Origin of the sequence: uncultured Ilumatobacter sp. (assembly GCF_963980585.1) — a bacterium.
Lineage (GTDB): Bacteria > Actinomycetota > Acidimicrobiia > Acidimicrobiales > Ilumatobacteraceae > Ilumatobacter_A.
This window is the reverse complement of record NZ_CAXCAM010000001.1, coordinates 24717-49462: the sequence shown is the minus strand read 5'-3', so window position 1 is coordinate 49462 and position 24746 is coordinate 24717. Positions and strand designations below refer to the sequence as shown.

Sequence of the window (24746 nt, the reverse complement as noted above, 5' to 3'; positions counted from 1 at the left end):
TTCCCATCCGCTACATTGATTCTCAATGAGTGAGAATAGACCACGCAACTCGGTGCTGCGACTGGCGGTTGCCTCCGTGGCCAACGTTGGCTTCGCGGTCGTCCAGGTCGCGGTCGGGTTGGCGATTGGCTCAGTCGTGGTGCTCGCCGACGCAGCGCACCAGGCAGTCGATGCGTTGGGTCTGGTCACCGCGATGATTGCGCTCCGGGTGGCCCGACGCGTGCCAGATGACCAGTGGACCTACGGTCTTGGCAAGTCGGACGCGCTCGGCGGATTCGTCTCCGCGTTGTTGCTCCTCGTGTCGGTTGGCTGGATCATCTGGGAATCGGTCAACCGATTGTTTGCACCGGAGGAGGTCAACGGCGGGGGCGTCATTGTCATCGGCGCGATCGCCGTCGCGGTCAACGGCGCGAGCGTCTTGCTGGTCGGCCACGGGCACGGTCATGACGACATCTCGCTCCGGGCGGCCCGGCTCCACCTGCTGACCGACCTTGCGGGCTCAGTTGTTGTTGTGGTGTCCGGGGTGCTGCTCTCCATCGGTGGCCCCGCATGGATCGATCCTGTTGCCTCCCTTGTTCTTTCGGCAGCTGTGCTGTGGTCGACCCGCGGGATTCTGCTGTCGGCGTCGCACTTGTTGCTCGATCGTGTGCCCCGGCATCTCGAGACGAGCGACATCGTGGACGCGCTGTGCGCCGAGCCAGGGGTCAGCAGCGTGCACCATGTGCATGTGCGACCGACCGGCGGCGGCGACGTCAGCGTGACCGCCCACGTCGTCGTCGACGGTGCGCGGTCGGTGCATGATGCGCAAGGCACGGTCGAACGCCTGAGTGCACTGCTCGAACAGCAGCACCTGATCGGCCACGCGACGCTGCAGCTCGAATGCCATGACTGCGCCGACGACGTGCACCCGCACTGACGCGCGCCGATCGTAGTAGCCGCATCGGTGTGCGATGTCGGCGATTGGTTCGTCCGTGGTGTCGAGGAAGAAATCGTCAGTGGGTGGGAGTGCCAAGGCGGGCGGACCGGGCGACGTGCCGTTGGCTCTGTGCTGGTTCGCCATGACGGAAGTGATGGCACCGACACCGGCGCCTGATCGCTCGCAGCTGAGTCGTCACGGCTGTGCTGCGAGGGCCTGCTCGATGTCGGCGAGGATGTCGACGGTTTCCTCCAGGCCGACCGACAGGCGAATCAGCCCGTCGGTGACTCTCGTCGTCACCTGCTCGTCCAGCGTCAGGCTTGCATGGGTCGTGGTCGCGGGGTGGCAGACGAGTGTCTCGGGCCCGCCGAGCGAAGTGGCGCACCGGGCGATCTGCACCGACGCAAGAAATCGTTGAGCAGCAGCTCGGTCTGCGACCTCGAATGAGAGCACCGTGCCGTACTGTAGGAGTTGTCGCGACGCGAGAGCGTGCTGCGGATGTTCAGACAGCCCGGGGTAGTGCACGACCGAGACCATCGGGTGATCGGCGAGCATCACGGCGACGGATCTGGCGGACTCGTTCTGCTGACGAGTGCGAACCCCGAGCGTGCGGATGCCGCGTAGTGCATTGAGCGCATCGAACGGGGAAGGGGTGGAGCCGTGGAGGACGGCATAGGCCCAGATGTCGTCGAGGAGATCGCAGTCACCGGCGATGACCCCGAGCGTGGCGTCGTTGTGCCCGGCGATGCCTTTGGTCGCGGAGTGCAGCGAGATGTCGACGCCGTGGGCGAGGGGCTGTTGGCCGAGCGGTGTGGCAAAGGTCGAGTCGACGAGCGTCAACGGCCCACGAATACTGCCGAGCTCGTCGAGATCAGCGAGTTCGAGTCGCGGATTTGAGGGTGACTCCGCGATCACGAGCATCGTGCGACCGGGAATCACTGCCTCGGCAAATGCTCCCGGAGTGCTGACATCGATGAACGTCACGTCGATGCCCATGCGTTGGCACGGCCCCTGCAGGAAGGCAAGCGTGCCTGCGTACAGTTGCCGCTGGGCAACGATGTGGCTCCCGGTTCCGCAGAGTGCGAAGACCGTGGCGGCGATCGCGCCCATTCCTGAGCCGAATGCGAGTGCGGCTTCGGCTCCTTCGAGTTCGGCCACAGCGTGCTCGAACTGCTCGACCGTGGGATTGGCATACCGACTGTAGAAGTCGTTGTGGCGAGTCGAGGTGGCCCGTCGGTTGGCGTCGTCGAGTCCGTCCGACTCCCAGGTGCTTGATGCCCAGAGGGCGGGGGCCAATGATTTCCCGCTGTGCGCGCGCCCTGCCGTGATGGCCTGCGTAGCAGGGGACTGTTTGGGCGGGGTCACCATGGCGGAGCACGATACCCGACCAGCGCGGTCAACTTTCGTCGACGTTACGATGGGCGACGTGGACGCACCACTCGACGCCGACGAAGCGGGTCGCGTCCTGCGCCGAGCGCGAGGGCTTGCAACGGAACACGGCGTCGATGATGACACCGACGCGGTAGTGAGTGGTGCGGGCGTTTCCGGCCAGGCACTCGTCGAGGCAGCGGCCGAAGTCGGCATCGATCCGGACAGCGTGCGAGATGCTCTGGCACTCGAACGATTCGACGCCGACCTGCCCGAACGAGGTCGACTCGACCGACTGGCCGGGCCGGGCGCAGTGGCCGTTGAGCGCGTGGTGCGCCGCGAGCCTGACGCGGCGGTTGCCGACGCAGAAGCCTGGTTGGCGGTGACGTACCGCATGCGATGCATCCGAACTGCCGACGGCGAACTCGAATGCCGTCCCCGATCGGGCATCACCGCCGTTGCGGGGCGTTCGATGGCAGGAGCGACGGGCGAGGCCAACATCAAAGCGGTCGAACGGCTCATCGTCGCTGTCCAGCCCCTGGAACTGGGAGCGTCCGACGAGGCGCCGCGCACACTCGTCCGCTTCATTGCCGTTCGCGAGGGGTCTCGTCGTCGCCGGCTCGGTGCTGGGTCCATGGCTGGTGTTGCCGGGGTCGGCGTCGGCGTCGCGGGAGCGACCGCCGGTGCCATGGTCGCAGGACCGCTCCTCGCCGTTCCGCTCCTCGTTGGTGGATTTTCGGTGATGCGATCGGGCTCGCGTCACGCCGACAAAGTCGAACTTGAGCTGGTGCGCGTACTGTCGGCAGTCGATCGTGGCGAACGCCCCGTGGGGCTGGTCGGTCGGGCTGCCCGGCGGGCTCGGCGGGCGGTCGCCGACGTGCGCGACGGCACCGATTGACGGAGAACCGGCAGGGCCGTTCCTGAACGTGCTCACCGCGATGAAACCATCGAGCTGCTCGGTGACTGCTTCCTTCGTCGGCGCTTCGGGCCCGTGGTAGAACCTGCGTTGCGTCTCATTGACGATCTCGGTTCAACGTCGAGAAACTTGTCGGGGTACCCGACGATGACCGACCGAAGTGCCGCGGTCTCCGAGTCGACATGTACATCCATGGCCGTGCGGCTGCGCAGGGTCAGCTGAGGAGGGCGATGACCTTGTCATGCATGTGGCCGTTGCTGCTGATTGCGGTGTCGTGGAGGTGGGTGGCCTCACCGTGGCGGTCGGTAAAGGTCCCGCCGGCGGCTTCAACGATGGGCTGGATGGCGGCAAGGTCGTACGGGGCGACGCCGACCGCATCGACGGCAACGTCCATCGCTCCTTCGGCGACCAGCATGTGCTGCCAGAAGTCGCCGAGTCCACGCGAGCGGCGCGCCTGCTGCTGCAGCGAGACGAGCCGTTCGGTGAGGCCGAGACGATCCCACCCAGCATTGTGGGTCACGCAAACCTGAGAATCTCCGAGTGCAGTGACGCTTGAGACGGAAATCGATCGTTCGGCGCCACGAACGGACACGTGAGCACCGAGGCCCACGCCACCCCACCATCGGAACCCAAGAGCGGGTGCCGAAACGACGCCAAGGACGGGGATGTCGTCGTGGGTGAGCGCGATCAGTGATGCCCACACGGGAATGCCGCGGACGAATCCCGAGGTGCCGTCGATCGGGTCGATCACCCATCGCCACAGCGACGTCTCGTTGCCTCCGAGCCCGTGTTCTTCACCGAAGGTCCCGTGATCCGGTCGCTGTGCGACCAACGAGTTGACGATCAAGGTTTCGGTTTGCCGGTCGATCTCGGTCACTTCGGTCTGGTTGGTCTTCCAATCGACCGTGAAGTCGCGATCGACGAAGTGGGGCAGCGTGAATGCGTCGGCGACGTCGGCGACGTCGAGCGCCAACTTGAGGTCGGCCTGAAGATCCAGATCGCTCACGAGTTGGAATCGGCGTCGACCGCTCGATGGAAGTCGGGTGCGCGTTTCTCTTTCAGCGCAGCGAGACCCTCAGCGGCGTCGGGCCCGAGGAAGTTGAGCATTTCGTAGGCGAGGGATGCCTCGAAGTTCGGTAACGCTTGGCGGATCCAATGGTTCAGCGCACGTTTGGTCATCCGAGTGGCGTCGACCGGCCCGGCGGCGAGCTTTCGGGCGACACCGAGCGCTGTGTCGAACACTTCGTCGGCTGGGACGGCCTTGGAGACCAGACCGATGCGTTCAGCCTCGGCGCCATCGAGAAAGTCGGCGGTGAGCAGGTAGTACTTCGCCTTCGCCATCCCGCAGAGCAGTGGCCAGATCGCCACCGCATGGTCGCCGGCGCCAACGCCGAGGCGAATGTGGCCATCGGTCAACTTGGCTGTCTCGTTGATGATGCTGACGTCGGCCATCAGCGCGACAGCGAGTCCGGCTCCGACGGCGACGCCATTGATGGCCGAGACAATCGGCGTGTCACAGTCGATCATCGTGCGCACGATGTCTCCGGCTTCGCGCATGACACGGATGGTCTGTGCGTAATCGCCGACCTGTTCGCTGATCCAGTCGAGGTCGCCGCCGGCCGAGAACGCTTTGCCGGCGCCGGTGACGATCACGGCACGCACCGACTCGTCGTCGTCGATCGTCCGGAACACCCGAGAGAGTTGCAAGTGCATCGCGCCGTCGGTGGCGTTGTACTTTTCTGGGTCGTCGAGGGTGATCAACAGCACGCCATCTGCGTCGGCGGGCTGTTCAAATCGCAGGCGGGTGTACTGCTCGTAGATCGAGAGGTCGATGTCGGTGGTCACGATGGGCACGTTACGAGATCAGACGCAACGGCCAGTGCTCGCGGGGGCGTCCGAGGTCAGAGCAAGCACGCGCTGGATCTCGGTGGCATCGGTGGCGAACCCGGTGCCGGCTCGCGTTCGAGAGCGCGCATACACGATGCCCATCACGGTCCCATCCTTCGCCACGACGGGGCCGCCTGAGTCTCCAACTTCGATGTCGCCGGAGATCTCGATCCCGCTCCGCTGCGCTGACTGTTCGCCATAGATGTCGTCGATGGTGATGGCCAAGCGCGTGGTCACGTCCACGGCTTGGCCGCTGACGCCGGCGTCGAGTGACCACCGGTGAGCGGTGGCAGCGCCGAGCGCGACGTCGCCGGTCGCCAGCGGCGGGGCATCGAGGCCGGGAACGGAGAGGACTGCAAGATCCGCAGATGCATCGAGGGTCATGAGTTGCGCAGGCCACTCGACGCCGGCAGCATCGACGATGGTGATGGTGGTCGCTCCGGCCACGGTGTGCGCCACGGTGACGATCTGGCCGGGTGCGCCCACCACGACGCCGCTCCCGGCGTTGGCGCTTGGCCCGCACCCGGTGGCGAGGATGCCAACGGTCGACGCGTTGGTGTCCTGGGCAGGAGTGTCACAGGCAGTGAGTGCCGTTGTGCCAGCCAGCGCCAGGAGGGCGAGGCGTCTCACGTGACCTCGAGGGGCAGGACCGCTTCGGTCTCGCCGTTGACGATCTTGCCGTTCGGTACGAATCCGTACTGCTCGTAGAACGGGCGCGGTGAGCCGCGGCCTTCGCACCAGTGCGTCTGGAGCGCAGCGGCGGACATTGCCCGACACTCTTCGACGACTGCATCGAGAGCCAGTCGTCCGATACCGCGTCGCTGGTGTCGGCGGTCGATGAGCAATCGCCACAACTCCGGGTCGGGATGGTGCTCGGTGATCGCGGTGATCATGACGAATCCGACGAGTTCGCCGTCAGCCTCGATCCCGAACGGCAAGGCGACGGTGAGTCCGCCGTTGTGGACCTCGGGACGCAGCGCGTCAGCAAGCGACGTCGCCATCGATGAAACGAAGCGTTGCTGCGATCGATGAGGCTCCAGCTTGCGGAGGCTGTGCACGTTGTCGGCGTCGACGTGGACGAGGCGGACGTCAGTGGGCGTGTTCCGGGGGCGAGTCAGCCAATCCGCTCGGTCGTTGCGAGTCATCCCGTAGAGCAGGTCATCGGAGTTGTCGTCGCCAACCCAGTAGGAGAGTCGCGTGTGTCCTTCACATCGGAAGCCAGTGCGTTCGAGTACCTGTGCAGATCCCACGTTGTCCGGGTGCAACATGGCCGAGATTCGGGTCACCTGGTCGTCGGACCACAGACGTTCTACCAAGGCATCGACTGCCTCGGTCGCGTAGCCGCGGCCCCAGGCCGATGGGTTCAGGGTGTAGCCGATCTCGATCGAACGCCCCTCGAAGGTGGGATGGATTGCCAGGTCCCCGAAGATCGCGGTGTCATGCGGATCGGCGATCGTGAGCATCCACCAGCTGTTGCTGACTGGGCCATCCAACTTCGTGAGCCCAGCGAGCATGTCCTCGGCTTGCTCCAGCGGATATGGCGGCACCCAATTCTGGTACTCGGCGACCAGCGCGTTGCTTCGCCGCTCGGCAAGCGCGGCCGCGTCGCTCAGTCGAGGTGGACGGAGCAGAAGTCGTTCGGTCGTGATGGGCTCGAAGGCCATGTCCTACTGCGTCGCGGCGGCGACAATTCCGGCAACGTCGAGGCCGAACTTCGCGTGGATGTTGTTCGACTTCGGATCGTGCTGGATGAATTTGGTCGGGATGCCGATCACGTTGACGACCGTTGATGGGGCAATGGTGGTGACCTCGTCGGCAATCGCCATACCGATGCCGCCAGCTCGGATGCCGTCTTCGATCGTGACGACGCGACGGTGCGTAGCAGCGGCAGCGATCATCGTGGGGTCGAGCGGGGCACAGCAGCGAGCATCCCAGACGTTCGCGGTGGTACCCGCCTCGGCGAGTTTGGCCGCAGCCTGCTCGGCAATTTCCAGCATCTTGCCAACGGCGATAATGCAGACCTCGGCATCGTCGGACGACACCACGTGCCGAGCATGGAAACCCTCGCCGACTTCGTGTTCGCCGACCTGTCGCGCCGCGCCGCGTGCGTAGCGGATCGCAATAGGTCCCTCGTCGACCAAATCGACCGCATCGTGCAGCATTTGCGCGAGCTCCTGTGCGCTCGACGGAGCGAAGACCCGCATGCCCGGCACCTTCGACATCAGCGCCATGTCGTACACGCCGTGGTGGCTGGCACCGTCAGGACCGGTGATGCCGGCGCGGTCGAGGCAGAAAATGACGGGCAGACGATGCAGTGCCACGTCGTACACGACCTGGTCCCAGGCCCGATTGAGGAACGTGGAGTAGACAGCAACGACCGGACGGAGGCCGCCCATCGCCATCCCGGCCGCACCCGTGACCGCATGCTGCTCGGCGATACCGACGTCGAAGAACCGATCGGGAAACCGTTCTTGAAACGGGATCAGCCCCGTGGGTCCGGGCATTGCAGCGGTGATCGCGACGAGTCGCGAGTCCGCCTCGCCCTCCTTGACGATTGCCTCGGCAAAGGCCTGGGTATAGCCGGTGGTGACTGCCTTTGGCGGGCCGACCGCTGGATCGAAGACCGGGGCATCATGCAGGTGTTTTTCGTCGTCGTCTTCGGCGGGGGAGTAGCCGCGACCCTTCTGGGTGAGCATGTGCACGAGGATTGGCCCCTCGTCGCTCAGTTCGATCGCGTTGTGGAGCGCGTGCTCCATCTCTTCGATGTTGTGCCCGTCGAACGGGCCGACATAACGCACGCCGAGCGCTTCGAAGAATGATGGCGGCTGGAGGAACTCACGCACGCCTGCCTTGAATGCATCCATTGCCGACCCTGCCTGATTGCCGACGAGTGGCAGGCTGTGCAGATAGCTCTCGAGGCGTCGCTGGCGTCGGACGTACACCGGGTTGAGTCGGATATCGGTCAGCGCATGGCTCAGCTTGCCGGTGACGCGATCAGTGAATGAGGCAGGTTCGACCTGCGCCGTGGGGTGAGAAGCTCGCTCGTCATGGCCCTGCACGTTGGCCGACAGATTCGACACGGTGGGTGCGTACGACCGACCGTTGTCGTTCAGAATGATGATCACGCGCTTCTTGCCATGACCGATGTTGTTGATCGCCTCGTAGGCCATCCCGCCGGTCATCGAACCGTCGCCGATAACCGCAACGATGTGTCGGTGCGGATCGGTGCCTGCATCGCGAGCGACCGACATGCCATAGGCGTAGGAAAGGATCGTGGAGGCGTGACTGTTCTCGACGTAGTCGTGCTCGGATTCTTCGCGGCTCGGATACCCGGAGAGGCCGCCGGCCTGACGTAACTGCTCGAACTGTTTCTGGCGCCCCGTGACGATCTTGTGGGTATAGGCCTGGTGGCCGGTGTCCCACAAGATGGCATCGGTCGGTGACTCGAACACTCGATGGAGGGCGAGCGTGAGTTCGACGGCACCCAGGTTGGACCCGAGGTGGCCAGCGTTTTCGGAGACGGCGCTCACGATGAAGTCGCGAATCTCGCCCGCGAGGTCATCGAGTTCAGGGTAGGACAGCCCGCGCAGGTCCTCTGGAGAGTTGACCTGTTCGAGAGTCACGCCCCTGACGATATCTCGCTCGTGGCCAGCGGCATGATCGTGCGTCGTGCTCGCTCACCTACAGTCGAGCCATGACCCTGTCTGGCAGTTCCCCGTTTGATCTCACAGGACGCGTTGCGCTCGTCACCGGCGGTAACAGCGGCATCGGGTTGGGCATGGCCGAAGGCCTGGCTGCGCATGGTGCCGACGTGGCGATTTGGGGGACGAATTCTGAGAAGAACGAGCGGGCGATCGACGTGCTGAGCCAGTACGACGTCGAGTTGCTGTCGATCATCTGTGACGTCAGTGACGAAGAAGCGGTCGTTCAGTCGATGGCCGACACTGCCGACGAACTCGGTCGGATCGACGCAGTGTTTGTCAATGCGGGCGTCAGCGGATCATCGCCGAGCTTCCTCGAGATGACCAGCGAGGACTGGCGGCGCGTCATGTCGGTCAACCTCGACGGTGCGTTCTACACCGCTCGGGAGGCGGCGAAACACATGGTTACTCGACACGAAGAAGGCGACACCGCCGGTGGCTCGATCGTGTTCACTTCATCGGGATCGTCAGAGTTCGGAGCGGCCTCGGGGCAGGCGTACGGTGCGACCAAGGCGGGGGTCAATGCAATGATGCGCGGCATCGCCGTAGCGCACGCTCGACATGGCATTCGATGCAACTCGATTCTGCCTGGCTGGATCGAGAGCGACATGACCGCACCGGCTTTCGGTTACGACACCTTCGTGCAGAAGGTGATGCCGCGCATCCCGACGCGTCGTTGGGGCACAAAGGAAGACTTCGCAGGCATTGCCACCTACCTGGCCAGCTCGGCGAGCACGTACCACACGGGCGACATCATCCGTATCGACGGCGGGTTCCATTCCTTCTGAATTCCTGAGCATCAGCCCGGGCGTCGGTAGACCGTGATGTGCTGTGCCGATTCTTCGGTGAAGGGTTCGCCGTCCATCGTCGACCATCGCGACTCGACGGAGAACCCGGCGGCCGCGGCCATCGCATCGAGTTGCTCGGGCGTCGCCCAGCGCACCATCCATGGCCGAAGGCGCACACCGCCCGTCTCGGTGAACTCGACAAACTGGCCGCTTGCCTGCTGCGTGTCGGGCGAGTGCTGCGACACGGACAACACCACTCGGTCGACCGCCATCGACCTGACCGACACGTCTGACCCGCTGCTGTCTCGACCGTCGGGAACGAACGCTTCGACGACGAAGGCCCCACCGGGTGACAATCGAGCGGCGACGGCATCAAAACACCGTTGTTGAGCTCCGTCTTCGAGCAGATTGAACAGGGTGTTGTAGGCCACAAGCGCGGCGTCGAATGGGCCGCCAGGTAGATCGTTGACCATGTCACCAGCAATCAAAGTGACGCGGCTCGACGGGTCGCGAACTGCGAGTTGCGCGAGCATGGCGTTGCTGGAGTCGATGCCCGTGACCCGGAGGCCCGCTTCGACCATCGGAACGGCCAAACGGCCCGTGCCGACACCCAATTCGAGGACAGCGCCGCCGGCGCCAGCCACGGTGACCATCCTGTCGACTGTGGCGTCAACGTCGGTGACATCCGCGTACCAGTCGTCGTACACCTCGGCGAAACCGTCGCCGTAGGAGGTGGATTCGTAGCCATGCACGTCCGCAGTGTCGCGCATCGGGCCCGGATATCAGCGAAGTGTCAGGCTCGCAGGCGACGTTCGATGACTTCGTTGGCGCCCAGCACCAGGGCGGCTGCGGCGAGTCCGGCCCACAGACCAACCACCTGACCCACGATGATGCCCGCAGCGATCACAGCAACCAACGCAATAATGTGCTGCTTCTTGAACTGAATGCTGCGGACCTTGCTCATCGCCGCCAAGTATCGCACCGATAGCCTTGCCGCCATGGTGACCTACCTCGATCACGCTGCTTCCGCGCCGATGCGCGATGAGGCGATCGAGGCGATGCTGCCGTACCTGCGAGATCAGTACGCGAACCCGTCGGGGTCGCATCGATTCGCGCGACAGGCACGTCAAGCCGTCGACGAGTCACGTGACCGCGTCGCCTCGGTGCTGGGGTGCCGTCCCAACGACGTGGTCTTCACAGGGTGTGGTACCGAAAGTGACAACATGGCCATCACCGGTGCGGTGCAACGCCTTGGTGGTGCAGCGGTGTGCGCGGCCGTCGAACATCACGCTGTGCTCGAAGTCGTCGAACATCACGGCGGAATCGTCGTCGGTGTTGATGCTGCTGGCCGGGTCGACCTCGATGACCTGGCAGCGCAGCTCGAGGGTCGAAATGTCTCGATCGTCAGCGTCATGACGGTCAACAACGAGGTCGGTTCGATCAACGATCTCGAAGCTGTCGGTCGGGTCGCGCGCCGCCACGCTCCCGGGGCGCTGGTTCACACCGATGCCGTTCAGGCTGTGTGCTGGCTCGACCTGCGCGATGTGACGCCGCACGTCGACTTGATGTCGCTGAGCGCGCACAAGTTCGGTGGCCCGAAGGGTGTGGGCATGCTCGTCGAGAACGGTGGGCCCAAGATTGATCCGTTGATCATCGGCGGCGGCCAGGAACGCGAGCGTCGGAGTGGCACTCACAACACTGCGGGAATCGTGGCCGCAGCCGTGGCCCTTGAACTGGCCGACGCCGAGCGGACGGCAGAGATTGCCCGCGTGAGCGTCCTTCGCGACCGGCTCGTCGATGGGTTGCAAGCATCCCTCAATGGTGTGCATGAGACGCTGTCTCGCGCCGACAAAGTGGCGGGCTCAGCTCACGTGTGCATCGAGGGCATCGAGAGCGAGTCGCTGCTCTATCTCCTCGACGAAGCCGACGTGTGTGCCTCGGCAGCTTCAGCCTGTGCAAGCGGAGCCATGGAACCATCGCATGTGCTCGCTGCCATGGGCGTGCCGCATGAGCGCGCGCTGGGTGCGTTACGTCTGACACTCGGCCACACCACGACCGAAGCAGATGTGGAACGAGGCATCGAGGTCGTTGTCGCCGCAGTCGACCGGCTCCGTCAGCGCTCTGCGCAGGTGGCGTCATGAAGGTGATGTGCGCAATGAGTGGCGGCGTTGACTCGTCGGTTGCCGCACTCCTGCTGCGCGACGCTGGCCACGAAGTGGTTGGCGTCACGATGAAACTGTGGGGCGGCGACAGCGACACCGGCTGCTGCTCAGTCAGTGATGTCGATGACGCTCGGCGAGTCGCGCAACAGCTCGGCATCGATCATCTCGTCTTCAACTTCGGTGACGACTTCGACGCGCACGTGGTCGAGCCGTACGTCGAAGCGCACGCCAATGGAGTGACACCGAACCCGTGCATCGAGTGCAACCGATCGGTCAAGTTCGCCCGGCTCGCCGAGCGCGCCGACCTGCTCGGTTTCGATGCGGTCGCCACCGGACACCACGCCAACATCGGTCGAGATGACGATGGAACGTTGACGTTGTTGCGCGGCGACGACCCGAAGAAGGACCAGAGCTATGTGGTGCACATGCTCGATCAGGGCCAGCTTGCACGCACGATGTTCCCGGTTGGCGGAATGCAGAAGTCGCAGGTGCGCGAGCTGGCAGCGCAGATCGACTTGCGGACCGCTGACAAGCCCGACAGTCAAGACGTGTGCTTCATCACCTCGACTGGTGGGCGGACGTCATTCCTCGGCGACCGTATTCCGTTTCATCGCGCCGAGGTCGTCGATCTTGACGGTACGCCGCTCGGTCAGGTTGAGTCCGTCGAGATGGTCACCATCGGCCAGCGCAAGGGGATCGGACTGCCGGGAGGCGGGCCGAAACGTTACGTCGTGGATGTCGACACCGCTGCACGCGTCGTCACTGTCGGCGCAGACAGCGATCTGTTGCGAAGCGAACTGACGGTGCACTCCATGGCGTGGGTCGACGAGGAAGTGTCCGGAGAGGTGCTCGTGCAGGCAAGCGCCCACGGTGCCACCCAACGAGCCACCATTCAATGCACCCAGGACTCGGTGCGAGTGGTGTGGGCCGAGCAGCAACGCCGCATCGCTCCCGGTCAGAGCGTGGTGTTCTATGACCTGAGCGATCAGCGCGTGCTCGGTGGCGGCATCGCCGACTGAACAGATTCAGCTACGAGACGGGGATACCCCGTGCCGCTGCCGTGCGAAGCGCTTCACCTGGGCGGCTCGGGCTGATCAGAAATCCGGTCATGTGGATGGCCCGACCGTTTGGCTCCTGCGGCGTGAATGCGAAGACGGTGGTGACGGTTTCCGACGCCTGCACTTCGATTGCGAAACCGCTTGCGGGCCCCGTGAGGTCGGCCGCTTCGGTGTCAGCGGGAGCGAGACGCATCCCGGCAAGCTGATTCGTGCGGACCATCAAGGTGTCGGCGAGCACGACCGGGTCATGCACGACGAGTCCGGCCGGAACGAGGACGAGCCAGCGTCGTGAGAGGCGATGCCACTTGGGAACGAGGAGCACGATCCCTGCGGCAGCGAGCAGGGTGAGGATGCCGCCGCCGATGGGGTTCTTGGCCGCGATGAGGATGGGTCCGAGCAGGAGTGCCGGCGCCCAGATGACCCACATCACGACTGCGGCTGAGCCGGCAGCCACCGGGAAGCGAAGCGGAAGCCGCTCCTCGTCGCCGTATGACGAGGCTTGCACGAAGACACGGCCAAAGTCGGCGGTGAAGATCGCCGCACACGCAACAACAGCAGGCACGGCGAGCAGCGCGAGATCGAGCGCCGGAGCTCCAGCAACGGCGGCGACGACTGCAACGACCAGCGACAACGGTGCACCGACCCGAGCGATGGTGAGCGACCGAACGGCCGGAAGAGCGAGGGCGGCCATCACGATGCCCCACAGCATCCAGCACCCGACACCTGCAACCCACCGCACCGCGTCGCTGCGATCTGCGAGCGCGCCGTCGATGGCTGCCCCACCGACGATTGCGACGAGTACCCATGCTCCTCGAGCGATCCACGCTGCCATCACAACATGCTACGAGCCACCTTCGGTGACCTACTCTGACCGCTGATGAAGTTCCGGATCTACCTTGAGACCGACCTGAACCGGGTGTTCACGAAGTCGTTGGGTGCGATTGCTGCAGCGGAGCTCGATGTGATCCTCACCCACCGTCTGGGGACTCCGGAGACGAAGATTTCCCAGGTCGACGAAGGCCGGACGTCATATCTCGACTTCGATTTCGACGGCGAGCGCGAGCCGCTCGTCGAGCAACTCGGACGACTCTCGGCCACCGCTGCCGCGTTTGCAGTGCACTCAACGTCATCACTCGAACCGCTGCCGCTGCGCGAGCAACTCGCGTTCGGGACCGAGGTCGTGACAGCGCAGCGATACAAGGGTAAGACGAGCGAGCGGCTGACCCGCCTGATGCTCAACGTGGCGAGCGCTGCGGACGCGTCGAAGGCGGCCGACGACCGTTCGGTGCTCGACCCGATGTGTGGGCGCGGCACGACGCTGAACTGGGCCCTGCTGTACGGAGCTCGGGCAACAGGGCTCGACGTCGATCGCCGTGCGCTCGATGACTACGCAACGTTTCTCGAGCAGTGGGCAAAGAGCAATCGTTACCCCCACAAGATGCAGCGATACAAGAAACAGAACAGCGAGTGCCGTCACTTCGACTTCACCGTGGCGGTCGATCGGGCAGGTCTCTCGGGCAAGACGGTTCCCGACATTCGCGCGTTCAATGCGCCAGCAGACAGCGGCGCGGTGGCGGTGGGTCGACACGCGATGATCGTGAGCGACCTGCCGTATGGGATTCAACACCAGGCCAGGTCGGACGGCAACCGCACGCCGACGTCGGTCGGAGATCTCGTGGAGAACGTCGCCGCGCGGTGGCCGTCGCAGATTCGAACCGGCGGCTCAGTGGCGCTGTCGTGGAACACGAAGACGCTGCGCGCCAGCGACATGGCGGCGCTGCTCGACCGAGCCGGATTCGATGCGGTCGCGACCCGCGGATTTGAGCACCAGGTCGATCGAACGATCAGCCGTGATGTGTTCCTGGCGAACCGGTCCAATCGCATCTGAGTGCAACGGTCACAATTGCGTCGGTGACCGTGGAGGTGCCAACCGACGGCTTCGCCGTTGTGGTCGGTGATGGTCCAAGTCGCGGTTGGGCTGGCGGTGCTGGCTCAGGGTTCGAGAACGACCCAGCCACGGCGCTGTAGCTCGGCGGCGAGGTCTTCGACCGGCACAGTGTCGAGCGCAATGCCGGAGGTTGCACGCTTCTTTGGCGGTGGGTCAGCGGCCTTCGTTTGCGGCGCTGACTTCGGGGCGCTCGGCGGTGGTTTCGGAGTGCGCTTTGCGGCAGGTGCATGCGAGCCGGGCGGGGGGCCGTCGCCGTGGATTTCCGTCTCGAGCTGCTCGATGAACTCATCGGCTTCGTCGCGGGTGAACTTGCCGCCGGCCTGCCGTTGGGTGAAACCCATTGGGCCGCGGGCATCGCGAAAGTCGCTGTGGCCGGCCGCCTCAAGCAATTCGAGGAGCTCGCGAATTTGCTTTCCGGTTGCCGGTGGGCCTGCCGACTGTCCAAACGCCATACCTCACCCTGCCACACGCGTGTGCTGTTGCGGCAGAGGCGAGTCTGCGGAACTTTGTTGCCAGCTGATCGAGAGCGATGCGACCCTTGGATTCGGTTGTGAACGGTGGTGCGTGAAACGATGGCACGATGATTGCGAAAGACAGTCGCTTCGCCAATGGCGCAGCGACGAGCATCGGAGGGCTTCCGCATCGCGATGCCGCTGCTGCTGCGGCGTTCGCCATCGGCGAATTTGAGATCGCCACCATTCCGTCACTTCCGAACGTGGCCGGCATGACTGCTGCGGCGCTCGCGACCAACGAGCTCGACGACTCGTCGTTTGACGGCTTGCATGCATTTCTCACGCTCGGCCGGTTGGTCAACCTCGACGGTGAGCCGATTACGTGGCACCTGCCCGGCCCGCTCTCGGTCGGCGTGTCGCTGTGCGACGCTGGCCTCGAGCCAGCGGAGGCTTTCGCGCTCGCTGGCAAGGTCGTCGGTTCGAAACTGGTCGAGATCGCGGCGGAAGTGAGTCGCGTGCTCCCGAATTCACCGCAACTCGTGATGATCGACGAGCCGGCACTTGCCGATCTGATGCGGCCCGACTTTCCGATTCCTCCGGATCACGCTGTCGACGTGATGTCGAGCGCGATGGCTGCACTGCCGCATGACGTGGTCGCCGGAATCCACTGCAACTTGCAATGCGACATTGCGACGATGCTGGCGTCTGGCCCAGCCGTCATCTCGGTACCCGTTGCCGATGACCTTGTCGACTGGGCTGGTTACATCGACCGATTCCTCGACGACGGCGGCGTCATTGCGTGGGGTGTTGTGCCGACCGGCGGGCCGATCGCTGCCGGTGCTGATCGATACTGGCGAGCGTTGAGCGACGTCTGGTGCGAACTCGTGCGTCGCGGTTGTGATCCCGTTGCTCTTCGTCGGCAGAGCATGGTCACCCCGGGTGGCGGCCTTGAGGCTCATGCCGTGTCGGTCGCACGACGTTTGGCTCGACTCACCGCAGAGGTCGCCAAGCGCGTCCGCGACCAGTCCAACGCCACGCGGTTCGCCCTCGGCGCTTGATCTGCCTGGCGAGATCATCGGGCCCGGCCGAATAGCCTCCACCCTGATGTCCTCCGGCGAATCGTCAGCCAGCACACCACCCAATCCAGCAGTCCGCGTCGAATCGTTGCGGGCCCAGGTCGCTCACCACAATGAGCGCTACCACACCCTGGACGACCCCGAGATCAGCGATGCCGACTACGACGATCTGGCACGTGAACTGCGCGCACTGGAGGCCGAGTATCCAGACCTGGCGACTGACACGTCGCCAACCGGGCAAGTCGGCGGCGCGACCAGTGCGACGTTTGACCCTGTGGTGCACCGCGTGCCGATGATGAGTCTCGACAATGCGATGAATCGCGACGAACTCGTCGCGTGGGCCGATCGTGTCGTGAAGGGCCTCGACGGTCAGGTGCCCACGTTCGTCTGCGAGCTCAAGTTTGATGGGCTGGCGATGAGCATTCGCTACGAGGCCGGGCAGTTCGTGCAGGCGGCAACTCGCGGCGACGGCACCGTCGGCGAAGACGTCACGGCGAACGTGGCGACCATTGCCGACATCCCACACGAACTCTCGAAGCCATCAGGCAACGACGTCCCGGCAGTGGTCGAAGTCCGCGGCGAGGTGTACATGGGCACGTCGGCCTTCGAGCGGCTGAATGGGCGGGCGATTGCCGCCGGCGATAAGCCGTTCGTCAATCCGAGAAACTCTGCTGCAGGAAGTCTCCGGCAGAAGGACCCGGCCAAGACTGCCGAGCGGGAGCTCTCGTTCTGGGCGTACCAGCTTGGTGATGTGGACGGCGGACCCGTCTTCTCGAGCCATGCTGACACTCTGGCCTGGGTCGGCGAGCTCGGTTTTCCGACGAACGAACATGTGCAACGTTTCCGGACAATCGATGAGGTCGCCGCCCACTGCCTGCACTGGCAGGATCATCGACACACGCTCGACTACGAGATCGATGGCGTCGTGATCAAGGTCGACGACCCGGTCCAGCAAGACCTACTCGGCTTCACCTCGCGCGCTCCGAGGTGGGCCATCGCTTACAAGTTCCCACCTGAGGAACGGACCACAACCCTCCTCGATATTCGCGTCTCGGTTGGGCGGACCGGTCGAGCGACGCCATTCGCAGTCCTCGACCCGGTCTTTGTCGGCGGATCGACCGTGGGTATGGCGACACTTCACAATCGTGAGCAGGTCGCCGTGAAAGACGTGCGACCAGGCGACACGGTCATCGTTCGTAAGGCCGGCGACGTGATCCCTGAGGTTGTCGGCCCGGCACCAGCCAACAAGCGTCCGAAGGGCAGCGTGGCATGGGAGTTCCCCGTCAGCTGCCCGAGTTGCGGCGTGCTGCTCGTCCTCCCCGACGGTGAGGCCGACACGCGCTGCTTCAACCCGACGTGTCCAGCAAAACAGGTCGCGAAGATTGCCTATTTCGCCTCGCGTGGTGGGATGGACATCGAGGGACTCGGTGAGCAGATGATTGAGAAGCTCATCGACGCTGATTTGATCACCGACGCAGCTGATTTGTATTCCCTCACCGTTGAGCAACTCGTGGCGCTCGACCGCATCGGCGCGACCAGTGCCACGAACCTCGTCGACTCGATCCAAGCATCGAAGGACCGGCCACTTCAGAAGTTCATGCGGTCGCTCGGCGTTCGGCACTTTGGTCCGGCGGCATCGCAGGCACTCGCCGCTGAGTTCCACACACTCGATGCCATTATGGGACGGACCACCGAAGAGCTGGCCGCCGTCGATGGCGTGGGCGGAGTCATTGCCTCCACAATCACGGAATGGTTTGCAGCGCCGGAGAACCGTGCGCTCGTCGAGCGATTCCGAGATGCTGGGCTCAACTTCGGCGATCCTGAGGACGCAGTTCGTGCTGCAGAGGCGAAAGCGCTCATCCCCCAATCGCTTGAGGGGCAAACGGTGGTCGTGACCGGAACAGTCCCGGGCTACAGCCGAGAGCAAGCAGCTGAAGCCATCACGTCGCGCGGCGGTAAGAGCCCTGGCAGCGTCAGCAAAAAGACCCTCGCTTTGGTCGTCGGCGACCACGCCGGTGCGAGCAAGCTCACCAAGGCCGAAACGCTCGGCGTACCCATCGTCGCGGCGGCTGACTTCGAAGAGCTCCTGGCAACGGGTGCAGTGCCCGGAGTCGAGCTGCCCGAGCCCGGCGCCGGTGAGGCGAACTAGACGACTTCGAAGAACCAGTTGTACGAGCGGGCGTTGTCGCGCCCCTCGTCGACGCGCCAATACAGCACCCGTGCCTGGTGGCGCCCCTGAACGAATTCGGTGATCTGTGCATCGTCGGACGGTGTGAACGAGATGATCGAGTTGCCCGGATCGAAGATTGCCGTCGGTGGAAATGCCAAAAGCTGGCCCGGCTCAGCTTCAAGCTCGCCGATGTTGGTGGTCTCGAGTTCGATGCCATCGACGATGAGGACCGCCTCGTAGCCGAACTCGAGATCGACGGCGATGCCCTCCTGCTGGAGGACCTGCACCGCATTCTCGACGGGCGAGATCGACTCGATCTCGGCAGGCCGGTTCACACCTTCATCACCGGTGATCGCGCTGAAAAAGCCCCACACGATCAGCGTCAGGCCAGCGGCAATCACCAAGCTGGCAATCAGAAGCCCACGGTCGGGCCTGCGCCGCTTGGCGGGCGCCAACGATGGTGTTTCGTCATGCTCAACAGGATCGTCGAGGTCGGTCACGCCTTTATCATGCCGGGCAAGTCCGCATGCCACACACCTGAAACCACTCGGTTGAGTCCAGGCGGTAGCTTTTCGCGGTGGCGGTTGGGAAGACATTTGGAAACGACAGCGTCGACGACCTCGTTGATCGCGTGCTCGTCGATCGATACCGCGTCGTTGAGGTCGTCTCAGCGGGGGCCAACACCGTGATCTGCTCGGCCTTTGACATTGAGACGGACCAGCCGGTCACGTTCAAGATCGTGCAGCCGGATCTGGCCGAGGACGAGGCCTTCCGCCGGGAGTTCCGCACGCGTGCAGAGGTCGCCGCTGCACTCGGGCATCCCAACATCGCCGCCGTGCTCAACTGGGGCGACATCGAACTCGATGGCGCATCCACGGTGTTCTGGGTGGTGGAACACCTCGGCGGCGGCAGCCTGCGAGACCTGTTCGATCGTGGCCGACTCCTCGAGCCTTCTCAGGCGCTGGTCGTTGGCCTCGAAGCGTGCCGTGCACTCGCTGCCGCTCATGAACGCGGGATCGCCCACACTGAACTCACCCCGTCGAAGCTGGTGTTCGGAACGGATCGCCGCCTACGTATCGTCGATTTCGGCATGGCCGAACTCATTGGTCGCGAAGCGTGGACCGAGCCGGCAACCGTGGCCACCCACGTCGCCCGCTATGCGTCGCCGGAACAGGCATTGGGACTCGACGTCGGCCCCAAGACCGACGTCTACGCATTGGCGCTCTGCCTGCTCGAAGCCGTCACGGGGACCGTGCCGTTCGCCTCGGACTCGACGGTCTCAACGCTTGCTGCCCGCGTCGGCAAGTTGATGCCCGTGTCGGCCGACATCGGCTCGCTGGCATCGGTCATCGAACGTGCGGGGCGGCCGGAAGCAGAGGATCGTTTCACCGCTGGTGAATACGGCCGGGCCTTGGTGCAGGCGGCCGAGAAGCTGCCCCGGCCGGAGCCCATTCCGATCGTGGCGGCCGCACTGCTTGAGCCGGTGGACATGCGTCGTCCGAGCGACCCGACTGGAGGCGTTGAACGCCCGGTGGATTCAATCGCAGAACCTGAGATCGTGGCGAGCACGACTGCTCCGGAGTCTGACCTGGATGCGCCTGTCGTTGTTGCTGCCGCAGCCGGGATCGCCGCAGCCGGTGCTGCCGATGCTCCGATTCCGGCTGGCGACGGTGACGGACTCGTCATTCTGAGCGACGTCTCCGATGCCGAGGTCACAGATGTCGCGGAAACGGATGTGGCAGCTGTGCCGACCACTGTGGTGGACGAGGTCGTACCTGACTCGGCCCCGGCGACTGAACAGATGCCGGTCACGGCAATGCCGCTCGCGTCAGCGCCGAGCGAGTTGTATGACGACGAACGACCACGACGCCGCACGGGCGCCATGGTGATGCTGGCGCTTTTCGTCATCGCCGGGGTCGCCGCAATTGCGTTCGCGGCGTTCTACCTGCTGCGCACCAAGTCATATGAGGTCCCCGAGTTGGCGGGTGTCGAAGAGGCAGTCGCGCTCAACGAGATCGCTGGCAACGACTGGGTCATCGGTGTCGAGTACGAACGCAGCGACGACGAACCTGATGTCGGCGAAGTCATTCGGACGTTCCCGCTGCCGGGTGCTGTGCTCGAAGAAGGCGCCGACTTCACGCTGTTCGTCAGCGACGGGCCGCTCTTTCGCGTGCTGCCCGAAGTCGCTGGGCTCACCGCTGAAGCGGCCGCCGCGACGCTCGCCGATCTGCAGCTGCAGAGCATCGTCGATGCCGAAGGGTTCGACGAAGTCGCCGAATCAGGCGTGGTGCTGTCGTGGCGGGTCATCGGTGCAGAAGCAAGCGTTGCCGGCGGCGAGGTGCTCCCCGGAACCAACCTGGCGCTCACGGTGTCAAAGGGTCCAGCACCTCGGGTGGTCATCGACGTGACCGGCCTGACGCTCGAAGAAGCGCAGGCCGTCGCAGGGCAAGTCCAACTGAACGTGGTTGCGGGTGAGGATGCCTTCAGCGACGACGTCCCGGCTGGCATCATCTTCCGCCAGGACACCGCAGTCGGCGTCGAGTTGCCTCGCGACGGAACGATCACGGTGATCCGATCCAAGGGGCCCGACCTCATTGCGCTGCCGGCGCTCGAGGGACTCAGCTATACCGCTGCCCAGCAGGTGCTGACCGACGCCGGGTTTACGATCGGCAGCTTGCTCGGCACGACCGAAGGCACGTTCTTGTCGATCAGCATCTCAGCTGATCCGATCGGTGATCTGTATCGACGCGGGACCTCCGTCGATCTCATCTTCCTCTAATCGGGAATCGTCTCGCTGCGATGGTGATCGCTAGTTTCGGGGGATGACATCACTTGACGGGCGTGTGGTCATCATCACTGGTGCGGGTCGCGGCCTCGGACGCGAGCACGCGCTGTTCATGGCCAACGAAGGCGCTCGACTCGTCGTGAACGATCGCGGCAGCGACAACGACGGCAGCGGCGACGACGCCACACCGGCCGACGAAGTCGCTGCTGAAGCTCGGGCACTTGGCGGCCAGGCCGTTGCCAACGCCGACGACGTCGCCGATTGGGACGGCGCCAAGCGCATGGTCGATCAGGCCATTGAAGTCTTTGGTGGACTCGACGTCGTCGTCAACAACGCGGGCATTCTGCGCGACCGCTACCTCGTCAACATGACTGAGGACGAGTTCGACGCTGTCGTCAACGTGCATCTCAAGGGCCACTTTGCTCCCACCCGTCATGCTGCTGCGTATTGGCGTGACGAGCACAAGGCGGGCCGTGCGGCGCCGCGGAACCTGGTGCATACCTCAAGCACGTCGGGGCTGTTCGCGAACCCAGGCCAAACGAACTACGGCGCCGCCAAGTCCGGCATCGCAACGATGAGCCAGATCGCGGCCAAAGAGCTGGGGCGATATGGCGTGGTCAGCAACTGCATCGCCCCCGGCGCGCGGACGCGGCTCACGCTCGCCACCCCGGGCCTCGAAGACATCATGACGCCGGCCGACGCCGGCTTTGACAACTGGGATCCTGCGAACGTGGCACCGCTGGTCGCTTACCTGAGCACGCCCGACTGTCCGTTCTCTGGCGAGACGTTCTACATCAAGGGCGGTGTCGTGAAGCGCGTGACCTCCTGGGAGATGGCCGATCGCATCGAGACAGTCGGGGCATGGACGGTCGATGAACTGCGCGAGGCAATGCAGCCGATGACGCTGCAGCCACCCGTCGACGCCGACATGAACTGACCGCCCGCAACGCGGAGCCGTCAAGCGGTGATCGACTTGATTTCTTCGGCGATCGTGTCGGTGAACTCGTTCGACGGAATGGCCGTCTGCATGGCCATCATCTTCATCATGTCGCCCTGGACCTTGATCTTGCCGGCCATGAAAGCCTGCATGGCAATGGTCTGATCCTGTTCGACGAAGAGGGCTTGAGCGGTCGCGTAGTCCGTGGTGATGGTCGCATCTGCGTCGTCGAGTTCGCCGAGTTCGAGCTGCAGCCCGCCGGACGAGGTGTCGAAGAAGGCGTTGACGATGTCTTCGTCGAACGGCACCTCGAGGATTGCCAGGTTGATCTTGATCACCGTGGGAATTTCGGGGACCTGATCGGAGTACTTCTCACGGATGCCCCGCGCCGCGTCCATCCAGTCGTTGCTCAGAAAGGCATGCGTCATGGCTGTCACGATAGCCCTGACGCTCAGCGGAGCGTGGTCGTGCGAGTGGTGACCTGATCGAGGAACGTCTTGTCGAGTTCGAAGCCGAGCCCGGGCGACGTCGGCACCGTGACGTGACCGTCGGTGATCGTGATCGGGTCGATCACGATGTCCTGTGCGTAGAAGCGTGTCGATGCGCTGATGTCACCGGGGAGGGTGAAGCCGGGCAGCGCTGCGAGCACGGCGTTGGCGGCTCGTCCGATGCCGGTCTCGAGCATTCCGCCGCACCAGACCGGAATGTTCTTCGCGACGCACAGATCGTGAATGCGAACAGCTTCCAAATACCCGCCCACGCGGCCTGGCTTGATGTTTGCGATCTCACACGCTCCGAGTTCGATTGCGTCAGCAGTGCCGCTCGCAGACACCAACGACTCATCGAGGCAGATCGGCGTGTCGACCTCGGCGGCCAGCAGCGCATGGCCGATGATGTCAGCCTCAGGCAGTGGCTGTTCGATCAGCAGCATGTTGAACGGGTCGAGTTGGCGGAGATGCTGTCCATCGGTCCGGCGGTAGGCCGTGTTGGCATCGACCTGCAGAGGCGTGTCGGGGCCGATGAGCTCGCGCACAGCGGCGACGTGCTCGATGTCGCTGCCGGGTTCGATCTTGAGTTTGATGCGGACGTATCCGTCGTCGACGTAGCCCTGCACGGTGTTGAGGAGGTCGTCAACTGAATCGTGAATGCCGACGCTCACGCCGCTGGGAATCGTGGTGCGGGTGGCGCCGAGGTAGCTGGCAAACGACGTCTCGGTGGAGCGCAACTGCGCGTCGAGCACGGCCATCTCGATGGCCGCCTTCGCCATCGGATGCCCGTGCAGCTTGGACAGCGCCGCTCCGACGCCAGCTGCGTCGAGACGGCCCGTCGAGCGCAGCTGCGGCAGCAGGTGGTGTTCGATCACGTGTTGTGCGCCTTCGACGTACTCGGGCGAGTAGCTGGGCTCAGAGAGCGCGACGCACTCGCCCCAGCCCTCGGTCACCGAGCCGTCCTCAGCGGCCAATTCCACTCTGACGAGCAGGATGTCTCGAGCGGACTGCGACCCGAAGCTCGTACGGAACGGGCTGACGAGCGGCATGGCAATCCGCCGCAGTTCAACCAGACCAAGCTGGAAATTTGTCATGAGCCGATCACGTACTCTCCGTTGCGGGTAAATCCGACGACGTGCCGACCGGAGTCAAGCGCAGTCGTGAGCGCCTTGCGGCTGCTGGCGCGCCACGTGGCGACCGCTGCAGGGTCAGTTCGGCGAAGCGTGACGATGTCGTCGGGTGTGGGAATGAGCGAGTGTGCGTCGCTGCCGGTGCCATCACGGACGGGAGCGGCGGCGTCGGTAGCAGTCGACCAGGCCACGAGCAGGCGATCAGACTCGTCGCCGGCGTTGATGGCATCGGTCATCGTGCCGTAGAACCGCGGGAGGTACTCGTGGACCTCGGCGCCGAGGATCGCAATGTTGAACCAGGCGTTGCGGCGGACCAGCGGGTCGAACGTCCAGACAATCCACTCGATGCCTCGCTCGCGGGCCCACGACTGTTGGTGCAACTTCATGGCTCGCCCGAGACCAGTACTCCGTGCCCCCGGCAAGATGCCGGTGACGTGACTGTGGAGTGCGGGCTGGCCCTGGTGGGTGGCAAGTAACGCCACTGACGCACCCAGGATCTGACCGTTCGGGTGATTGTCGCTTCGGCGGGAAGTGTCGAACGCTCCGACAACATAGCCACCGGCATGTGAGACCGCCATCAACATTTCGAGGCGGACGAGTTCAGTCATCGAGCCCCAGACCTGTTGGAACACCTCGCCGATGATGACCATGTCGTCGGCGTCAGTGAGGAGACGGATCTCGACGGCGCCGTCCGGGGTCGACGGAACCTCTCCGGGTTCGGGTGCTCCGTCGTTGGGTGTCAGAGTGGGGTTCATGAAAAATGCTCGTTGTGTCGACACCGGACGATGGGGATGGGTGCCTCGCTCCACACGGTAGGCGCTGGGCACTGCCAACGCCTCACGAATCTCGGCGCTGTGCGCCGATCCCCGTCAATGGGGCGATCACAGCGCTTGCCGTGGCACCTGAGCTGAACGTCTCGTCAAATTGTGTGCCACCTGGTCACGAATGCCGATAGTCATGTTGC

General features: G+C 64.3%; 24 protein-coding genes. 10 read left to right on the top strand and 14 right to left on the bottom strand.

Annotated elements, in window-relative coordinates:
* Positions 1 to 25: 25 nt before the first annotated feature.
* Positions 26 to 916, top strand: a complete 891-nt coding sequence (locus tag ACH2DW_RS00245; RefSeq protein WP_394927694.1) for a cation diffusion facilitator family transporter — start codon at positions 26 to 28, stop codon at positions 914 to 916.
* A gap of 195 nt (positions 917 to 1111) precedes the next feature.
* Here ACH2DW_RS00245 and ACH2DW_RS00240 read toward each other — a convergent pair whose 3' ends face one another.
* Positions 1112 to 2284: a trans-sulfuration enzyme family protein gene (locus ACH2DW_RS00240; RefSeq protein WP_394927693.1), complete on the bottom strand. Its 1173-nt coding sequence runs from the start codon at positions 2282 to 2284 to the stop codon at positions 1112 to 1114.
* A 58-nt stretch (positions 2285 to 2342) separates the two neighbouring features.
* Here ACH2DW_RS00240 and ACH2DW_RS00235 point away from each other — a divergent pair, with 58 nt between their 5' ends.
* Positions 2343 to 3182 carry a hypothetical protein gene (locus ACH2DW_RS00235; protein ID WP_394927692.1) on the top strand — a complete coding sequence of 280 codons (840 nt, stop codon included), beginning with the start codon at positions 2343 to 2345 and terminating at the stop codon, positions 3180 to 3182.
* A 232-nt stretch (positions 3183 to 3414) separates the two neighbouring features.
* Here the strand turns inward: ACH2DW_RS00235 and ACH2DW_RS00230 are convergent, their stop codons facing one another.
* Genes ACH2DW_RS00230 through ACH2DW_RS00210 form a run of 5 tightly spaced genes read right to left on the bottom strand, consistent with a single transcriptional unit; the run spans position 3415 to position 8710 of the window.
* Entirely contained in the window at positions 3415 to 4206 is a 792-nt protein-coding gene (locus tag ACH2DW_RS00230; protein WP_394927691.1) for an inositol monophosphatase family protein, read from the bottom strand.
* Positions 4203 to 5045: an enoyl-CoA hydratase/isomerase family protein gene (locus tag ACH2DW_RS00225; RefSeq protein ID WP_394927690.1), complete on the bottom strand. Its 843-nt coding sequence runs from the start codon at positions 5043 to 5045 to the stop codon at positions 4203 to 4205. The genes ACH2DW_RS00230 and ACH2DW_RS00225 overlap by 4 nt, the downstream gene beginning before the upstream one ends.
* An 18-nt stretch (positions 5046 to 5063) precedes the next feature.
* Entirely contained in the window at positions 5064 to 5717 is a 654-nt protein-coding gene (locus ACH2DW_RS00220; protein ID WP_394927689.1) for a trypsin-like peptidase domain-containing protein, read from the bottom strand.
* Positions 5714 to 6751 carry a GNAT family N-acetyltransferase gene (locus ACH2DW_RS00215; RefSeq protein ID WP_394927688.1) on the bottom strand — a complete coding sequence of 346 codons (1038 nt, stop codon included), beginning with the start codon at positions 6749 to 6751 and terminating at the stop codon, positions 5714 to 5716. The genes ACH2DW_RS00220 and ACH2DW_RS00215 overlap by 4 nt, the downstream gene beginning before the upstream one ends.
* A gap of 3 nt (positions 6752 to 6754) precedes the next feature.
* Positions 6755 to 8710, bottom strand: a complete 1956-nt coding sequence (locus tag ACH2DW_RS00210) for a 1-deoxy-D-xylulose-5-phosphate synthase (protein WP_394927687.1) — start codon at positions 8708 to 8710, stop codon at positions 6755 to 6757.
* Between the two features lie 71 nt (positions 8711 to 8781).
* On the opposite strand from ACH2DW_RS00210, the gene ACH2DW_RS00205 reads away from it, so the two are divergent.
* Positions 8782 to 9576: an SDR family NAD(P)-dependent oxidoreductase gene (locus ACH2DW_RS00205; protein WP_394927686.1), complete on the top strand. Its 795-nt coding sequence runs from the start codon at positions 8782 to 8784 to the stop codon at positions 9574 to 9576.
* An 11-nt stretch (positions 9577 to 9587) separates the two neighbouring features.
* Here the strand turns inward: ACH2DW_RS00205 and ACH2DW_RS00200 are convergent, their stop codons facing one another.
* Both ACH2DW_RS00200 and ACH2DW_RS00195 read right to left on the bottom strand, forming a co-directional pair.
* Positions 9588 to 10346: a class I SAM-dependent DNA methyltransferase gene (locus ACH2DW_RS00200; RefSeq protein WP_394927685.1), complete on the bottom strand. Its 759-nt coding sequence runs from the start codon at positions 10344 to 10346 to the stop codon at positions 9588 to 9590.
* A gap of 23 nt (positions 10347 to 10369) precedes the next feature.
* Complete coding sequence (locus ACH2DW_RS00195; protein ID WP_394927684.1) at positions 10370 to 10540, bottom strand: hypothetical protein; 171 nt, start codon at positions 10538 to 10540, stop codon at positions 10370 to 10372.
* Between the two features lie 34 nt (positions 10541 to 10574).
* Between ACH2DW_RS00195 and ACH2DW_RS00190 the strand changes: the two genes are divergently transcribed.
* Both ACH2DW_RS00190 and mnmA read left to right on the top strand, forming a co-directional pair.
* The gene (locus ACH2DW_RS00190) at positions 10575 to 11717 is read left to right on the top strand and encodes a cysteine desulfurase family protein (protein WP_394927683.1); all 1143 of its coding nucleotides are present in this window, start codon (positions 10575 to 10577) and stop codon (positions 11715 to 11717) included.
* Positions 11714 to 12757: a tRNA 2-thiouridine(34) synthase MnmA gene (gene mnmA / locus ACH2DW_RS00185; protein WP_394927682.1), complete on the top strand. Its 1044-nt coding sequence runs from the start codon at positions 11714 to 11716 to the stop codon at positions 12755 to 12757. The genes ACH2DW_RS00190 and mnmA overlap by 4 nt, the downstream gene beginning before the upstream one ends.
* A gap of 10 nt (positions 12758 to 12767) precedes the next feature.
* Here the strand turns inward: mnmA and ACH2DW_RS00180 are convergent, their stop codons facing one another.
* Positions 12768 to 13628 (bottom strand): hypothetical protein, encoded by an 861-nt coding sequence (locus ACH2DW_RS00180; protein WP_394927681.1) that lies wholly within the window; start codon positions 13626 to 13628, stop codon positions 12768 to 12770.
* Positions 13629 to 13673: 45 nt separating this feature from the next.
* On the opposite strand from ACH2DW_RS00180, the gene ACH2DW_RS00175 reads away from it, so the two are divergent.
* Positions 13674 to 14684, top strand: a complete 1011-nt coding sequence (locus tag ACH2DW_RS00175) for a TRM11 family SAM-dependent methyltransferase (protein ID WP_394927680.1) — start codon at positions 13674 to 13676, stop codon at positions 14682 to 14684.
* A gap of 104 nt (positions 14685 to 14788) precedes the next feature.
* Here the strand turns inward: ACH2DW_RS00175 and ACH2DW_RS00170 are convergent, their stop codons facing one another.
* Positions 14789 to 15196: a hypothetical protein gene (locus tag ACH2DW_RS00170; protein ID WP_394927679.1), complete on the bottom strand. Its 408-nt coding sequence runs from the start codon at positions 15194 to 15196 to the stop codon at positions 14789 to 14791.
* A gap of 128 nt (positions 15197 to 15324) precedes the next feature.
* Between ACH2DW_RS00170 and ACH2DW_RS00165 the strand changes: the two genes are divergently transcribed.
* Positions 15325 to 16254 (top strand): hypothetical protein, encoded by a 930-nt coding sequence (locus tag ACH2DW_RS00165; protein ID WP_394927678.1) that lies wholly within the window; start codon positions 15325 to 15327, stop codon positions 16252 to 16254.
* 46 nt (positions 16255 to 16300) lie between these two features.
* On the top strand, positions 16301 to 18421 hold the full coding sequence (ligA, locus tag ACH2DW_RS00160; protein ID WP_394927677.1) for an NAD-dependent DNA ligase LigA: 2121 nt from the start codon (positions 16301 to 16303) through the stop codon (positions 18419 to 18421).
* Here ligA and ACH2DW_RS00155 read toward each other — a convergent pair.
* The gene (locus ACH2DW_RS00155; protein ID WP_394927676.1) at positions 18418 to 18942 is read right to left on the bottom strand and encodes a hypothetical protein; all 525 of its coding nucleotides are present in this window, start codon (positions 18940 to 18942) and stop codon (positions 18418 to 18420) included. The two genes, ligA and ACH2DW_RS00155, sit on opposite strands and share 4 nt — an antisense overlap.
* A 77-nt stretch (positions 18943 to 19019) precedes the next feature.
* On the opposite strand from ACH2DW_RS00155, the gene ACH2DW_RS00150 reads away from it, so the two are divergent.
* A complete protein-coding gene (locus ACH2DW_RS00150; RefSeq protein ID WP_394927675.1) occupies positions 19020 to 21221 on the top strand; it encodes a PASTA domain-containing protein in 2202 nt (733 codons plus the stop codon).
* 43 nt (positions 21222 to 21264) lie between these two features.
* Positions 21265 to 22164 carry an SDR family oxidoreductase gene (locus tag ACH2DW_RS00145; RefSeq protein WP_394927674.1) on the top strand — a complete coding sequence of 300 codons (900 nt, stop codon included), beginning with the start codon at positions 21265 to 21267 and terminating at the stop codon, positions 22162 to 22164.
* A gap of 20 nt (positions 22165 to 22184) precedes the next feature.
* On the opposite strand, the gene ACH2DW_RS00140 is transcribed toward ACH2DW_RS00145, so the two are convergent.
* The 3 genes from ACH2DW_RS00140 to ACH2DW_RS00130 are packed head-to-tail and all read right to left on the bottom strand — an operon-like array spanning position 22185 to position 24537.
* Positions 22185 to 22592: an SCP2 sterol-binding domain-containing protein gene (locus ACH2DW_RS00140; RefSeq protein ID WP_394927673.1), complete on the bottom strand. Its 408-nt coding sequence runs from the start codon at positions 22590 to 22592 to the stop codon at positions 22185 to 22187.
* A 23-nt stretch (positions 22593 to 22615) separates the two neighbouring features.
* Positions 22616 to 23746, bottom strand: coding sequence for an o-succinylbenzoate synthase (gene menC / locus ACH2DW_RS00135; protein ID WP_394927672.1), 1131 nt, complete (start codon positions 23744 to 23746; stop codon positions 22616 to 22618).
* On the bottom strand, positions 23743 to 24537 hold the full coding sequence (locus ACH2DW_RS00130; RefSeq protein WP_394927671.1) for a GNAT family N-acetyltransferase: 795 nt from the start codon (positions 24535 to 24537) through the stop codon (positions 23743 to 23745). Before ACH2DW_RS00130 ends, menC begins: the two co-directional genes overlap by 4 nt.
* Between the last annotated feature and the right edge of the window lie 209 nt (positions 24538 to 24746).